The 15,379-nt window shown below is 65.7% G+C and carries 13 protein-coding genes; all 13 read left to right on the forward strand.

What is annotated here, in order from left to right; translation table 11 throughout:
• Positions 1 to 36 precede the first annotated feature (36 nt).
• Positions 37 to 930, forward strand: coding sequence for a LysR family transcriptional regulator (locus HU752_RS07985; protein ID WP_186685032.1), 894 nt, complete (start codon positions 37 to 39; stop codon positions 928 to 930).
• Between the two features lie 344 nt (positions 931 to 1,274).
• Positions 1,275 to 2,096: an ABC transporter permease gene (locus HU752_RS07990; protein WP_186685030.1), complete on the forward strand. Its 822-nt coding sequence runs from the start codon at positions 1,275 to 1,277 to the stop codon at positions 2,094 to 2,096.
• Between the two features lie 2 nt (positions 2,097 to 2,098).
• Positions 2,099 to 2,875, forward strand: a complete 777-nt coding sequence (locus tag HU752_RS07995) for an ABC transporter ATP-binding protein (protein ID WP_186685028.1) — start codon at positions 2,099 to 2,101, stop codon at positions 2,873 to 2,875.
• On the forward strand, positions 2,872 to 4,077 hold the full coding sequence (locus HU752_RS08000; protein WP_186685026.1) for an acyl-CoA dehydrogenase family protein: 1,206 nt from the start codon (positions 2,872 to 2,874) through the stop codon (positions 4,075 to 4,077). The genes HU752_RS07995 and HU752_RS08000 overlap by 4 nt, the downstream gene beginning before the upstream one ends.
• Positions 4,074 to 5,012, forward strand: coding sequence for an NAD(P)-dependent oxidoreductase (locus HU752_RS08005; protein WP_186685024.1), 939 nt, complete (start codon positions 4,074 to 4,076; stop codon positions 5,010 to 5,012). Before HU752_RS08000 ends, HU752_RS08005 begins: the two co-directional genes overlap by 4 nt.
• Positions 5,002 to 5,820, forward strand: coding sequence for a class II aldolase/adducin family protein (locus tag HU752_RS08010; protein ID WP_186685021.1), 819 nt, complete (start codon positions 5,002 to 5,004; stop codon positions 5,818 to 5,820). The genes HU752_RS08005 and HU752_RS08010 overlap by 11 nt, the downstream gene beginning before the upstream one ends.
• A 14-nt stretch (positions 5,821 to 5,834) precedes the next feature.
• The gene (locus HU752_RS08015; protein ID WP_186685020.1) at positions 5,835 to 6,797 is read left to right on the forward strand and encodes an ABC transporter substrate-binding protein; all 963 of its coding nucleotides are present in this window, start codon (positions 5,835 to 5,837) and stop codon (positions 6,795 to 6,797) included.
• 300 nt (positions 6,798 to 7,097) lie between these two features.
• Positions 7,098 to 8,282 carry a dipeptidase gene (locus HU752_RS08020; RefSeq protein ID WP_186685018.1) on the forward strand — a complete coding sequence of 395 codons (1,185 nt, stop codon included), beginning with the start codon at positions 7,098 to 7,100 and terminating at the stop codon, positions 8,280 to 8,282.
• 549 nt (positions 8,283 to 8,831) lie between these two features.
• Positions 8,832 to 10,409, forward strand: coding sequence for a flavin monoamine oxidase family protein (locus HU752_RS08030; RefSeq protein WP_186685014.1), 1,578 nt, complete (start codon positions 8,832 to 8,834; stop codon positions 10,407 to 10,409).
• Positions 10,410 to 10,499: 90 nt separating this feature from the next.
• Positions 10,500 to 10,997, forward strand: coding sequence for a RidA family protein (locus HU752_RS08035; protein WP_186685012.1), 498 nt, complete (start codon positions 10,500 to 10,502; stop codon positions 10,995 to 10,997).
• A gap of 28 nt (positions 10,998 to 11,025) precedes the next feature.
• Positions 11,026 to 13,491 carry a TonB-dependent receptor plug domain-containing protein gene (locus HU752_RS08040; protein ID WP_186685010.1) on the forward strand — a complete coding sequence of 822 codons (2,466 nt, stop codon included), beginning with the start codon at positions 11,026 to 11,028 and terminating at the stop codon, positions 13,489 to 13,491.
• 186 nt (positions 13,492 to 13,677) lie between these two features.
• Positions 13,678 to 14,595: an aliphatic sulfonate ABC transporter substrate-binding protein gene (locus HU752_RS08045; RefSeq protein ID WP_225920106.1), complete on the forward strand. Its 918-nt coding sequence runs from the start codon at positions 13,678 to 13,680 to the stop codon at positions 14,593 to 14,595.
• Between the two features lie 10 nt (positions 14,596 to 14,605).
• Complete coding sequence (locus HU752_RS08050) at positions 14,606 to 15,376, forward strand: 2OG-Fe(II)-dependent halogenase WelO5 family protein (protein WP_186685008.1); 771 nt, start codon at positions 14,606 to 14,608, stop codon at positions 15,374 to 15,376.
• Positions 15,377 to 15,379: the final 3 nt, after the last annotated feature.

Consider the following 15,379-nt stretch of genomic DNA (forward strand, 5'->3'; position numbering starts at 1 on the left):
AGACATTTTTCCAGTTATTTATTATGCGAATAAAGAATGAAGATAGATGATATCAATGCATTCGTGGCGGTGATCCGTTGCCAGACCATCAGCCAGGCCGCCGATTCGCTGCAACTGACCCAGCCGGCCATCACCCGGCGTGTGCAGAATTTCGAGGAAGCGCTGGGGGTGGAACTGCTCGACCGCAACACCAAGCCGCTCAAGCCCACCAGCATGGGCCTGCGGGTCTACGGACAGTGCCTGGAAGTGCTGCGCGCGCTCGATGGCCTGAGTGAACTGGTGGCCAATGACGGTGCGCCCAGCGGTGCGCTGCGTATCGGCGTACCGCAGACCATCGGCGATGTGGTGCTGCTCGATGCCCTGAGCCAGTTGAAGACTCTCTACCCGCAGTTGCAGACCTCGGTCGCCACCGGCTGGGGCAGCCACTTGCTGGGCAAGATCGAGAACGGTGAGCTGGACGTGGTGGCGGCACTGTTCCCGGCGGGCAAGGTGTTCCCCGACGGCGTGGTCGGACGCTCGCTGGGCAGCATGAACCTGGTGGTGGTCGCGGCGAAGGGCGAGGTGACCCGGCGTTCGTGCAAGCTGGCCGACCTGTACCAGCGCGGCTGGGTGCTCAACCCCGATGGCTGTGGTTTCCGCGCCGGCCTGCAGCGCGCCCTGAGTGCCCAGGGGCTGTCGTTGCAGATCAACCTGGAAACCTTCGGCACCGAGCTGCAACTGGGATTGATCGCCAATGGCCTGGGATACGGGCTGGTACCGGCACCGCTGCTGGAGAACAGCAGCCACCGCGACAGACTGGAGATCGTGCCGGTGTCCGACTTCAAGCCGGTGATCGACCTGTGGCTGATCCACCCGCGTTTTCTCGGCAACCTGCAGGAGCCGGTGAGCACGTTCGGCGAGATGGTGGCGCAGCGGGTTGGCAAGTCCTGAGTTCGGACGCAGCGTCTGGCTGTGGCCGCTGAGTGAGTTTGCTGTGGCGGGCTTCTGTGGCGAGCGGGCTTGCCCGCGCTGGGCTGCAGGGCAGCCCTGAATCCTGGCACCTCGTTTCTTCAGGCACATCGCGGTGGCTGTTTTTAGGGCTGCTTCGCAACCCAGCGCGGGCAAGCCCGCTCGCCACAAAAGCCGTTTTCATTCCTTGGTTAATCCATTATTTGCATAATAGTAATTTTTATAAATGCAATTTTTGTATATTAGATTAGAACAAAAGCGAATTTCACGGACGTTTTTTATGTAGTTAGCATGGTCCTCCACGCGCTACAGAACAGGACGTCAGCATGCCCGCGCAAGACCTTGTCTCCCCTCGAACCGGCCTGCGTGCATTGGCCCGCTGGAGGGGCTGGCGTGAACCGGCACTGCGCCTGGCCAGTCCCCTGGTGCTGCTGTTGCTCTGGGAGCTGGCATCGCGCAGCGGGCTGTTGCCAGGGCGGATCATCGCCGCGCCCAGTACCATCGGCGGCACCCTGTGGCAGATGCTCGGCAGCGGCGAGTTGGGCCGCCACCTGGCGGTTTCCCTGCAGCGGGCCCTGGGCGGGTTGGCCATCGGTGTCAGCATCGGTACCGTCCTGGCCCTGCTCTCCGGCTTGTCCCGGCGCGGCGAACTGCTGATCGACTCACCGGTGCAGATGCTGCGTACCCTGCCATTTCTCGCCATCGTGCCGCTGTTCATTCTCTGGTTCGGCGTGGGGGAGACCCCGAAGATCGCCCTGATCGCCCTGGGCACCACGTTCCCCATCTACCTCACCCTGTTCTCCGGCATCCGTGGCCTGGATCCCAAGTTGCTCGAGGCGGCGACCCTGCTGGGCCTGTCCCGCCGCGAGCGGATCTGGCACGTGATCCTGCCCGGCGCCTTGCCGTCCTTTTTCGTCGGCCTGCGCTACGCCTTCGGCTTGAGCTGGCTGGGCCTGGTGGTGGTCGAGCAGATCAACGCCAGCGCCGGCATCGGCTACCTGGTCAATGATGCCCGGGACTTCATGCGTACCGATGTGATCGTGATCTGCCTGCTGATCTACAGCGTGCTGGGGCTGGGCATCGATGGCCTGGTGCGCCTGCTCGAACGCCTGTCCCTGGCCTGGCGGCCATCCTTCATCAGGAGCTGATCATGACCCTGCCTCTTTCGCGTCCCCAGCGTCCGGCCGTCGAGTGCCGTCAGGTCAGCCGCCGTTTCGGCGGGCAGGCGGTGCTCGATGCCCTTGACCTGGACATCGCTCCGGGCGAGTTCGTCGCCCTGCTGGGCAGCAGCGGTTCGGGCAAGACCACCTTGCTCCGCGCCCTGGCCGGCCTGGATCGTATCGACGAGGGTCGCCTGGTCGTGCCCGAGCCGTTGGCGGCGGTGTTCCAGGAGCCCCGGTTGATGCCGTGGAAACGCGCCTGGCGCAATGTCGCCCTCGGCCTGCGGGGAGCTGAACCGAAAGCCCGGGCCTTGGCGGCCCTGGCGGAAGTCGGGCTGGCGCATCGGGTCGGGGCCTGGCCACACACCCTGTCCGGCGGCGAAGCCCAACGGGTGGCGCTGGCCCGGGCGCTGGTCCGCGAGCCGAAGCTGCTGCTGCTCGATGAACCCTTCGCCGCCCTCGATGCGCTGACGCGGATTCGCATGCACCAATTGATCGTCGACCTGTGGCGCGCCCATGAGCCGGCGGTGCTGCTGGTGACCCATGATGTCGACGAGGCGGTATTGCTGGCCGACCGCGTGGTGGTCCTGGCCAACGGCCGTATCGCCGAGCAGATTCCCATCCGCCTGCCGCGCCCGCGCCAGGTGGCCAACCCGACGTTCCAGGCACTGCGCGCGCGCCTGCTGGAACAGCTCGGCGTCGAACAACCCGTGGCCGCCGTCGATGACGGTCGCCTTCACTTTCTCAGCAGGATCGCCCATCGATGAGTCCAACCACCGTGCAATCGCGCCCGACCCATGCCGGACCGCACCTCGACCTCGACTCACCGGCCTTCACCGACTTGCTGGAGCAACTCAGCCAGGAGTTCGCCGGTACCGCTGCCTATTATGATCGGCACAGCGAGTTCCCCCATGCCAACCTGCATCGCCTGCAGGAGCATGGCCTGCTGGCGCTGACCGTGCCGCGCCAGTTGGGCGGTAGCGAGGCGACCCTGGCCCAGGCACGACGGGTCATCGGCGCGGTGGCCCGGGGCGAGCCGTCGACGGCGCTGGTGCTGGTGATGCAGTACCTGCAGCACACACGCCTGCAGGGCAACCAGGCCTGGCCGCTGCACCTGCGTCAGCGGGTCGCCCGCGAGGCGGTGGAGCAGGGCGCGCTGATCAATGCCCTGCGGGTCGAGCCGGATCTCGGTACTCCGGCTCGCGGTGGTCTGCCCGGTACCCTCGCTCGGCGAGTCGAGGGCGGCTGGCGGCTCGAGGGGCGCAAGATCTACTCCACCGGCATTCCCGGGCTGACCTGGCTGTCGGTTTGGGCCCGCAGTGACGAACCCGAGCCGCGGGTCGGCACCTGGCTGGTGCACCGCGATACGCCGGGTATCCGCATCGAGGAGACCTGGGATCACCTGGGCATGCGTGCCACCGGCAGCCATGACGTGGTGTTCGAGGACGTCTTCGTCGCCAGCGAGTTCGCCGTGGACATCCAGCCCGCCAGCACCCCGCGTCCCTCCGAACTGGACAGCAGCGGCGTGCTCTGGCTGGCGGTGTTGCTGTCGTCGATCTATGACGGCGTGGCCCGCGCGGCCCGCGATTGGCTGGTGGTGTGGCTCGGCGAGCGGACCCCGGCCAACCTGGGGGCGCCGCTGTCGAGCCTGCCGCGTTTCCATGAGTTGATCGGCAGGATCGATGCGCTGTTGCTGGCCAACCGCGTCTTGCTCGACGCTGCCGCCGAAGGGCGGATTGCCGCGAGTGAAGCGACCCAGGTCAAGTACCTGGTGACCGGCAATGCCATCAGCGCGGTGGAGCTGGGTATCGAGGCCATCGGCAACCCCGGCCTGGCCCGCGGCAATCCGCTGGAGCGGCATTATCGCGATGTGTTGTGCAGCCGGATTCATACCCCGCAGAACGACGCGATTCTCGCTGCGGTCGGCCGTGCGGCCTTCGCCTTGCCCGCGCGTGGAGGCCAGGCGTGAGCGGGGCACGCGTCGCCAGTCAGTTGGACGCTTCCTTCAATGCGCACCTGCGCAGCCTGGGGCTGGAGGTGCTGGAACTGCCCCGTGGCCTGCCGCGCGAACTGCCAGCGGATGTTCGGGTGCTGCTAGCGGCGCCCCATGCCGAGTTTCGCGACGCGCCCCAGGCGCCCGAGGGCTGGCCGTTCGGGTTGCGCTTCGTGCAGTTGGCGACTTCCGGGCTGGACTACTTCCCTCGCTGGCTGTTCGACAGCCTGCCGGTGGCCAGTGCCCGCGGTGTTACCGCCGAGAGCATTGCCGAGTTCGCCCTGGCCGCCATCTTCGCGGCGGCCAAGCAGCTGCCGCAGATCTGGATCGACGACGCCGCCAACTGGCGGCAACGGCCGCTGGCCCAGGTCGCGGGCAGTACCCTCGGGCTGTTCGGCTTCGGCAGCATCGCCCGGGCCCTGGCGCCCAAGGCGCTGGCACTGGGCATGGAGGTCCTGGCGCTGAGGCGTTCGCCGGCACCTCTCGAGGTGCCTGGCGTGCAGGGCGTGGCCGATCTGCATGAACTGTTCGCCCGATCCGATCACCTGCTGCTGGCGGTGCCGGCCACCGCCGCGACGCGCGGTATCATCGACCGTGACGTGCTCGGCTCGGCGCGTTCCGGCCTGCACCTGATCAACATCGCCCGTGGCAGCCTGATCGACCAGGAGGCCCTGCTGGAGGCGTTGGGGCGTGGGCAACTGAGCCTCGCCAGCCTGGATGTCAGTGACCCGGAACCGTTGCCTGCCGGGCATGCGTTCTATCGGCATCCCCGCGTTCGCCTGTCACCGCACACCAGCGCCAACTCACCCCAGGTCTACCTGAACCTCGCCCGTCTGTTGCAGAACAACATCGAGCGCGAGGCCAGCGGCCTGCCCCTGGACAACCGCGTGGAGGCCGAACGTGGCTACTGAATCGCCGAGACACCCACCGAGCGCCTACGGCTTGCCCCGTGACGGGCACACCGTGTTCCGCTGGGAACATCCGCCGCAGCAACCGACCGTCGAACTGGAACGCCTGCGCCGCAAGCAGAGCCTGGCCGCAGCGTTCCGGGTGTTCGCCTGGCTCGGTTTCGACATGGGCGGTGCCGGGCATATCACCGTGCGGGATCCAGAGCACGCTGATCATTTCTGGGTCAATCCGGTAGGCGTGTACTTCGGCCATATCCGGGTGTCCGACCTGCTGCTGGTCAATCCCCATGGCGAGATCGTCGAAGGCGCCGGCGCGTTGAACCTGGCGGCCTTCGCCATCCATGCCGCCCTGCACGAGGCCCGGCCGGACGTGGTGGCGGCCGCGCATGCCCATTCGTTGCACGGCAAGGCCTGGTCAAGCCTGGGCCGCCTGCTCGATCCGCTGACCCAGGACGCCTGTGCCTTCTATGAGAAGCATGCGCTGTTCGACAACTTCTCCGGCGTGGTGCTGGAAAACAGCGAGGGTTCGCGGATCGCCCGTACCCTCGGTCAGCACAAGGCGCTGATCCTGCAGAACCATGGCCTGTTGACGGTGGGCGAGACGGTCGAGGCGGCGGTCTGGCGCTTCATCGCCATGGACAACGCCGCCCACACCCAACTGCTGGCCGAAGCGGCCGGCACGCCAAGGCCGATTCCGCCCGAGGTGGCACGCCACACCGCGCGCCAGGTGGGCACCGAGTTCGGTGGCTGGTTCAGTTTTCAACCTTACTGGGACCGGGTTCTGCGCAATGAGCCGGATGCCTTTCTGTGACAGGAGTCAGCGTGATGGACCGTCGTCGTTTTCTGCAACTCTCGGCCCTGGCCGGGCTCGGCGCCGTGTTGCCGAGCCTGGGCCGGGCCCAGGACCTCAGCGGGGTGACCCTGAATGTCGCGACCTACAAGGGCGCGGCGCCGTCGTTTTTCCCCGAGGCCGGTATCGGCCCGGCGCCGTACCAGGTCAAGTATGCCGAGTTCAATGGCGGCAACCTGAGTTTCGAGGCGCTGGTCAGCGGCACCCTGGATGTCTCGCCGATGAGCGAGATCCCGCCGATCTTCGGTATCAGGAACCAGGCGCCGGTGAAGCTGATCGCGGTGCTGACCGGTGACGTCAACAACCAGGCGTTCATCGTGCCCAAGGGCTCGACAGTGCAGTCGGTGGCCGAGCTCAAGGGCAAGCGCATTGCCTATATCCGTTCGACCAGTTCCCACTACTTCCTGCTCAAGGCGCTGAAGGAACAGGGGCTGGGTTTCGACGACATCGTGCCCATGGCACTGACGCCCCAGGATGGCTTCGCCGCGTTCCAGAATGGCGCGGTGGATGCCTGGGTCAGCTTCGGCTACTTCATCCAGCTGGCCGAGCTGCGCAGCGGCGCACGCGTGCTCAAGACCGGGCAGGGCTACCTGTCGGGCAACTACGTGATCGCGGCCAACCAGAACAGCATTGCCGACCCGCTCAAGCACGCGGCGATCACCGACTACATTCTGCGCGAGTACCGATCCTGGCAATGGATTGCCGCGCATCCCGAGGAGTGGGCGACCAAAAGCTCGAAGATCCTCGGCATGCCCCGGGAAGTGTTCCTGGCGCAGTACAAGGCCCAGAGTGGGCCGCGGATCCTGCAGCCGGTGGACGATGCGGCGGTGCGTTCGCAGCAGGATGTCGCCGACCTGTTCTTCGAGGCCGGGGTGCTGCCGCAGAAGCTGGATGTGAGTGGCTTGTGGGATCGCAGCTTCAGTTGGAGCCCTGTCTGACAATTTCCTCTCCATCTGCCTTGCCACTGTGAGAACCGGAGGCTGTGGGACCAGGCTCATTGAGGCCGGACGCTGTGGGAGCCGGATTTATCCGCGAAGAAGTCACTGAAATCGCCAAAAGCTTCGCGGATAAATCCGGCTCCCACAGAGTGAGGCTCCCACAGAGTGAGGCTCCCACAGAGTGAGGCTCCCACAGAGTGAGGCTCCCACAGAGTGAGGCTTCCACAGAGTGAGGCTCCCACAAAACCGTCTCCCAAATACCAGACAGGTGCCAGGCACCGATGTTCATGGACGATCCAGATGTTGAAGAAAACCCTTGTTCTGGCCTTGCTGCTCGCGCCGCAAGCCGGGGTCGCCGACTCCCTGCACCAGCGCCTCACCGTCCTCGACAGCCACCTCGACACGCCGATGCAACTGGCTCGCCCCGGTTGGGATATCACCCAGCGTCATCGTTACCGCGACGACCTGTCCCAGGTCGACCTGCCGCGCATGGAGGAGGGCGGCCTGGACGGTGGTTTCTGGGCCATCTTCACGCCCCAGGGGCCGCTGACGGCCGAAGGTCGTACCCTCGCCAGCGAGCACGGCCTGGCGGTGCTCACCCGGATCCGCGACATGGTCGCGGCCCACCCACGACAGTTCGCCCTGGCCGTGAAGGCCGAGGATGTTCCGGCGATCATTGCCAGGCGACAGCGGGTGGTGTTCATCAGCATGGAAAATGCCGAGCCGCTCGCCGCCGATCCCGGGCGCCTGCTGACCTACCGACGCCTGGGCTTGAGCATGCTCGGCCTGGTGCATTCGGCGAACAACGACTTCGCCGACTCGGCGACCGCCCTGCCGCAATGGCATGGCCTGAGTCCGCAGGGACGGGCGCTGGTGGCCGAGGCCAACCGGTTGGGGATCCTGCTGGATGTGTCACATGCTTCGGACCAGGTGTTCGACCAGGTGCTGGAACTGTCCAGGGCACCGATCGTCGCCTCGCACTCCTCCAGCCGGGCAATCACCGCGCATCCACGCAACCTGGACGACCGGCGCCTGAAGGCACTGGCGGCCAAGGGCGGAGTGATCCAGGTGAACAGCTTCCCCAGCGACCTGATCGAGCAGCGGCCCGACCCGGAGCGTGGCAAGGCATTGGGGCCGCTGTACAAGGAGTTCCGCCTGGCGGCGAGCATGACGCCGGCGCAGGTGGCGGACCTGGCGGCCCGGATTCGCGAAGTCGAGGCGCGCTTTCCCGAACCTAAGGCGACGCTCGATGACTACATGAAGCATCTGCTGCACATCCTGGCGGTGGTCGGGCCGGAGCATGTCGGCATCGGTGCCGACTGGGACGGTGGTGGCGGGGTCGAGGGGCTGGAGGATGTCTCGCAGTTGCCCAGGATCACCGAGCGGTTGCTGGCGGCGGGCTATGGAGAGCGGGACCTGGCGAATATCTGGGGCGGGAATGTGCTACGGGTATTGGCGCAGGCCCAGGCACGCGCAGAGCACTAGTCAGGGCACCCTTTGTGGAAAGCGGACCTCTTGTGGTGAGCGGGCTTGCCCGCGCTGGGCTGCGAAGCAGCCCCATGATCTGGCACCTCATTCCTTCAGGTTCGCTGTGACGGCCGCCTTTGGGGCCGCTTCGCGCCCCAGCGCGGGCAAGCCCGCTCGCCACAAGGTTGCTGGCGGCGGGCTATGGGGAAAGGGACCTGGCGAATATCTGGGGTGGAAATTTGCTGCGCGTGTTGACGCAGGCCCAGGCATGCGGCGAGCGCTAGCCTGGGCCCACTGTTGTGGCGCGCGTGCTCGCCACAAGTGGTCCGTTCGCCACGAAGGTCGTCGAGCGCCCGCTCTTCTCAGTCGACCCCGTCATGACTCTATGCATTTCTCGCAATATCTACGTCATAAAATATGAAACAAAGTAATATTTGCATATGCCTAAAATGTATTTCTCTTATTAAGTTGCGCTCCTTAGGATGGCTTCCATAGACCGAAGTAACTGAATGTTTCGGCGGGCTATAACGGAATGAACTATCCACCACACAGGCAGGGAGCGCTTGCATGCCGTTGACCAGAAGACAACTGATCGCCCGGGTCGCCGCCGTAGGTGGCCTGCAGGCGGCGACGGCAGTGATGGGCCTGCTCGGCGTGGACCGTCCTGCCGCAGCCGGTGAAGAGAACTACGCCGCCTTGCCGACCGCCGCTGTCGGCCGGGGCGCCAGTGTGATCGTGATCGGTGCCGGTATCGGTGGACTGGTCAGTGCCTACGAGTTGAACAAGGCCGGTTTCAAGGTGACCCTGCTCGAAGCCCGCGATCGTGTCGGCGGCCGCAACTGGACCGTGCGCCAGGGCGATCGGGTCGAGTACACCGATGGCAGCGTGCAGGTCGCCGACTTCGACCAGGGTTTCTACCTCAATGCCGGCCCAGGCCGCCTGCCCAGCCACCATCAACTGATGCTCGGCTATTGCCGCGAACTGGGTGTCGAGCTGGAAGTGCTGGTCAACACCAGCCGCAATGCCCTGGTCCGCCCCGATCTCAACGCGCCGACCCTTCAGATCCGCCAGGCGGTCAACGACAGCCGTGGGCATTTCTCCGAGCTGCTGGCCAAGGCGGTCAATCGCCATGCGCTGGACCAGGAACTGAGCCCCGCCGATCGCGAGAGCCTGCTGAGCTTCCTGAAAACCTGGGGCGATCTCTCGGACAAGCTCGAATACCTCGGCTCGGCCCGCTCCGGCTACAAGGTCTGGCCGGGGGCAGGCGACCAGCTGGCGCAGAAGCGCGACCCGCTGCCGCTCAAGACCCTGCTCAACCCGGCGCTGACCACCGCGCTGATGATCGACGAGTACCCGGAATTTTCCCCGACCATGTTCCAGCCGGTTGGCGGCATGGACCGGATTGCCAAGGCCTTCGAACGCCACCTCAAGGCGCAACTGCGGCTGGGCGCGGAGGTCCTGTCGATCGACAACCAGGCCGACTTCGTCGAGGTCGGTTATCTCGACCGCCACAGTGGGCGCAAGCAGGCGCTGAAGGCCGACTACGTGATCAGCAGCCTGCCGCTGCCGTTGCTGGCCAAGGTTCGGAACAACCTGGCCAAGCCGGTGCAGCAGGCGATCGGCGCGGTGCAGTTCGGCTACGCCAACAAGGTCGCCTGGCAATCCCGGCGTTTTTGGGAGCGCGACTACCAGATCTACGGCGGGCTCTCCTTCATCAACCAGGAGTCTTCCGGCCTGTGGTACCCCAGCGGTGGTTTCAACCAGGCTGAAGGCGTGCTGGTCGCGGCCTACAACAATGGCGAAACGGCCCGCCGGTTCGGCGAAAAGACTCTCGCCGAGCAGATCGAACTGTCGCGCCAGGCCGTGGAACTGCTGCACCCCGGGCATGGCCAGGAGCTGCGCAAACCGCTGGCGATCGCCTGGGCCAGGATCCCCTACAACCTGGGGCCGTGGATCAACCATGAAGTGGCCGAGCCGGACTACAGCCTGCTCAACCAGGCCCAGGGCCGGGTCTACCTGACCAGCGATGGCCTGGCCCACGGGGGGATCGGGATCTGGCAGGAGTCCGCGGCAGCCGCCGCACGACGGGTGGTCCGTCATCTATTCGAGCGGGCACAAAGCTCGCCGCTCAAGCAAACGGCCTGAAAAAGCCGCGCTCTCACTCAAACAGCCACACCGATTTGCCGGGTAGCGGACCTCCGAGGCCGGCATAAAACAATACCTTGGAGTGTCCTTATGTCGTTCAAGAAAGCCTTGCTGGGGTTGGGGATCCTTTTCGCCGCGAGCAGCTCGCAAGCCGCCTCGATCCAACGGGTGCCGTCGACCTATCCGAATTCGCCGATCCTGCAATCGGTGACCCTGCCGGCCAATGCCGAGGTCGCCTACCTCTCCGGGCTGCTGCCCGATCCGGTCGATCCCAAGGCCGCCAAGGACCAGGTCCGCGCCAGCGGCAACACCGAGACCCAGGCCCGCGCGGTGCTGCGCAAGGTCGAGGCGATCCTCGCCAGCCAGGGCCTGGGTCTGGGCGACGTGGTGCAGTTGCGCATCTACCTGGTGGGCGACCCGGCGCTGGGCGGCAAGCTGGATTTCGACGGCCTGCAAACCGCCTTCCGCGAATTCTTCGGTACCGACAGGCAACCGCTGAAGCCGGCCCGTACCACGGTGCAGGTAGCCGGGCTGGTGCTGCCCGGTGCGCTGATCGAAGTCGAAACCGTTGCCGCCAAGGCGCGCTGAGCCGATCCACAGGAAGGATATTCGAGTCATGGTTTCCAGTTCTTTTGGCAACACCCGTTTTGCCGCGCCATTGAGTGCTGCAGTGCTCGGCCTGGCGACTTCCCAGGCACTGTTCGCCGCGGACCCGACCCTCGACACCGTGGTCGTCACCGGGGTGCGTGGCAGCCAGCAGCGCACGGTCACCGACAGCCCGGCACCGATCGATGTGATCAGTGGCGAGCAACTGCGCACCATCGGCCAGAACGGCCTGAAGGAAATGCTCGGGCGCCTCTTGCCATCGTTCAACGTCCCGACCATCAACGGTGGCGGCACCGCGTTCCTGGTCCGTGGAGTGAGCATGCGCGGCCTGGGTGGCGATCAGGTGCTGATCCTGGTCAACGGCAAGCGCCGGCACAACTCGGCGCTGATCAACAACGGGGCGCGGGTCGGCAACGCCTCGGTACCGGTCGACCTCGACCTGATCCCCACTGCCTCCATCGAACGCATCGAAGTGCTGCGCGACGGCGCGGCGGCGCAGTACGGTTCGGACGCGATCGCCGGGGTGATCAACATCATCCTCAAACGCAACGCCGATGGGCTGACGTCCGATACCACCGTGGGCCAGTACTACGACGGTGACGGCGCCACCGGCCATGAGGCGGTCAACTGGGGCTCGACGCTTGGCGAGAACGGCGGGTTCTTCAACCTGTCCTTCGATGGCAAGCTGCAGGAGCCTTACGAGCGTGCCGCCGCAGCCAGCGGCCAGTTGTACTTCAACCAGGCCGACGGTTCGCCCGACCCGCGCGAAAGCAACCGGCACGGCTGGGGCGGCGAATACGGTCTGGGCCGCGACCGCACCAGCAGCCTGGCGTACAACCTGGAACTGCCATTGGAGAACGACCTCAAGCTGTATTCGTTTTCCACCCTCAGCTACCGCAACAGCAACAAGGACCTCGGCCACCGCCGGCCGACCGACATCACCAGCCTGGCCGGCATTCCCGACGCGCCGTACCCCAACGGCGGCCAGGCGCGGCGCGAGATCCACGAGGTCGACTTCCAGTTCGCCGGTGGCGCCAAGGGCCTGGTGGGCAACTGGGACTGGGACCTGAGCAGCACCTACGGCAAGGATCGTGCGGTGCTGGACACGGCCAACAACCTGAACATCTCCAACGGCCCCTACAGCCAGCACGACTTCCACCTGGGCAACCTGATCTTCGACCAGTGGACCACCAACTTCGACTTCAGCCGGGCACTGGACATCGGCTGGAGCAGTCCGCTGGAAACCTCGTTCGGCATCGAGCATCGCTGGGAGAAGTACGCCCTGGAAGAAGGCGAACCGAATTCCTACAACTTCGGCAGCTACGTACCGACCACCGGTCCGTTCGCCGGCCGGGTGCCGGACCCGGGCCTGTTCTCGGTCAACGGCACCACGCCGGAAGACGCCTATTCGTTGCAGCGCCACAGCGACGCGGCCTATATCGACCTGGGCCTGAACATCACGCCCAAGTGGTACGTCGGCGCCGCCGCGCGCTATGAGAAATACAACCTGGGGGTTGGCGAGACGGCCAGCGGCAAGCTCACCACCCGCTATGAATTCCTGCCGGGCTACGCCGTGCGGGCGGCGGTCAGCAACGGTTTCCGCGCCCCGTCGCTGGCCCAGAGCGTGTTCTCCACCACCAGTACCGTGACCCAGTTCACCAGCGGCAGCACCACCAACGTGCGGACCAAGCAGATGCGCCCGGATTCGCCCGAGGGGCGCGCGCTGGGGGCCAAGGACCTGGAGCCGGAGACCTCGCGCAACTACAGCATCGGCCTGACCGCCGAGCCGGCTGAACGACTGCGGTTGACGGCGGACTTCTACCTGATCGATATCGACAAGCGCATCCTGCAGACCGGCATCCTCAGCGGTCCGGCGGTCTCGCAGATCCTGGTCAACAACGGCCTGTCGCCAAACCTGGCCGGGCAGTACTACGCCAACGCCGCCGACACCCGGACCAAGGGCGTCGACGTGGTGGCGGACTACAGCCAGTCCTTCGGCGAGTACGGTGCGGCGAAATGGAGCGTGGCCTACAACCGCAACAAGACCACCATCCGCAGCCTCGCCGATACCCCGGCGGCGCTGGCCAGCCTCGGTTCGCAGTACGTGCTGTTCGACCGCCAGCAACAGATCGACCTGACCAAGGCGACCCCCAAGGACAAGTGGATCCTGTCCGGCAACTACAAGCTCGGCAACTGGACCACCAACCTGCAGCTGACCCGTTTCGGCGAGTACACCGAGGGGGCGAACAACCCGCGCGACGACCGGACCTACAGCGCCAAGTGGATCACCGATCTGGACGTGGCCTACGACGTGAACCAGAACCTGACGGTGGCGGTGGGGGCGAACAACCTGTTCGACGTGTACCCGGACAAGATCGGCCTCAAGGCCTGGGCCGGCACCTACGAGTACGGCATGTTCTCGCCGTACGGGCTGGGTGGCGGGTACTACTACAGCCGCATCAGCCTGGCGTTCTGAACGATGAACCTGCGCACGAACGCCTGCTCCCTTCCTGTGCCTCCTGTGGCCTGCATGGCACCTGTGGGAGCCGGCTTGCTGGCGATAGCGGTCGAATGGGCCAGGCGAAACCTGAGGCCTCCATCACCAACAAGAGGAGCGCCGCCCGGCCGGCTCTCACAAGGGTGGGCGTGGCTGGCTCTGCTGATGCTCTGTGCCAGCGTCCACGCCGCCGAGCCGCTGCGGGTTTCCAGCCAGAAGCAGTCGCTGAAGATTCTGCTGCAGGCGGCCGGCGAGCTGGACAAGCTGCCGTACCCGATCGAGTTCGCCTCGTTCGCCGCCGCCGCGCCCACCGCCGAGGCCCTCGCGGCCGGGGCGGTGGACATCGGCAGTCTCGGTGATGCGCCGTTCGTGTTCGCCGCCGCCGCCGGCGCACCGTTGAAAACCGTCGGGGTGATCAAGGTCAATGTCACCCCGACCGCGGTGGCGATCGTGGTCAAGGAGGACTCGCCGCTCCAGGGCGCCGCCGATCTCAAGGGCCGTCGCATCACCACCACCCGCGGTTCCATCGGCCATTTCCTGGCCCTGGCGGCGTTGCGTTCGGCAGGGCTGCACGCGGGCGATGCGCAGTTCATTTTCCTCGCCCCGGGCGAGTCGCGGACCTTGCTCGCCAACGGCCAGGCCGATGCCTGGTCGACCTGGGATCCCTACACCAGCATGGTCCAGCTCGAGGGTGGCACGCGGGTGCTGGTCAGCGGTACCGGGCTGTTCGCCGGGCACATGCTGCTGGTCGCCAACGATACGGCGATCCGCGACAAGCCGGCGCAGATCGCTGACTTCCTGCGGCGCCTGGCCCGTGCCTACGACTGGGCCAATGCCCACCAGGCCGCCTTTTCCGCGATCCAGGCCGGCTACAGCGGCCTGCCACTGGAGATCCATGAACGTTCCAATCGCTTCGCCCAGGCCCATCGGATCGATGTCGGGCCGACGGTGATCGATGACGTGCAACACACCGCCGACCTGTATCGGGAGGAGGGCGTCATCCAGGCGGCCTTCGAGGCCGAGCAGCATTTCGATCAACGCTTCAACACGTCCGTAGCCAGTCCATCACTTTCAGGGAATTGAAGGGGGTTTCATGTTTACCGTGACCACTGCCGAACAACTCGAGGCCCGACATATCGTCGATGTCGTGGAGAAACGGTCCTATGGTGTCCAGCTCAAGGGCTTCTGCCCGCCGGACACCCTGCAATTGGCCCGGGACAAGCTCGCCGGCCTCAAGAGCGCCTTCAGCGGGCAGAACGAGTTCGTGCGGGTCGGCAAGGCCTATATCGAAATCGACGACGAGCCGAGCCGGACCGAGTATCACGCGCTGGCCCTGCCGAATATCCGCAGGATCCGCAACCTGTTCCGGCCGCTGGCGTCGCCGATCGACGAGCTGCGCCTGCTGCTCGATGAGGTCTGGCCCAGCGGTGCGCACCTGCTGCAGGTGGAGGGGCGCAAGTGCTTCGTCGGCATTGCCCGCTTCCAGGGCTCGGGTGTCGATCTCACCCCGCATACCGACGATCTGGAGCGCAACACGCCACCGGGCCACGGTCGGCAGCTGCTGAGCCAGTTGTCCACCAACATCTACCTGCAGATCCCCGAGGATGGCGGCGAGCTGGAGATCTGGGGGATCGAGCCGGACGAGGAGGAGTACAGGCGCCTGCGGGGCGAACGCGCCTACGGCATCGAGCGCCATCTGTTGCCGCCGCCGGACTTCGTGGTCAAGCCGGAACCCGGTGACCTGATCCTGCTCAACCCGCGCCTGATCCATGCGGTGCGCCCCTCGGCCACCAGCACCCGCATCACCCTCGGCGTCTTTATCGGTTACTACGGCGAAAACCAGCCTTTGGCCTACTGGAGCTAATCC

It is taken from the genome of Pseudomonas vanderleydeniana (assembly GCF_014268755.2).
In the GTDB taxonomy this organism is placed as follows: Bacteria; Pseudomonadota; Gammaproteobacteria; order Pseudomonadales; family Pseudomonadaceae; genus Aquipseudomonas; species Aquipseudomonas vanderleydeniana.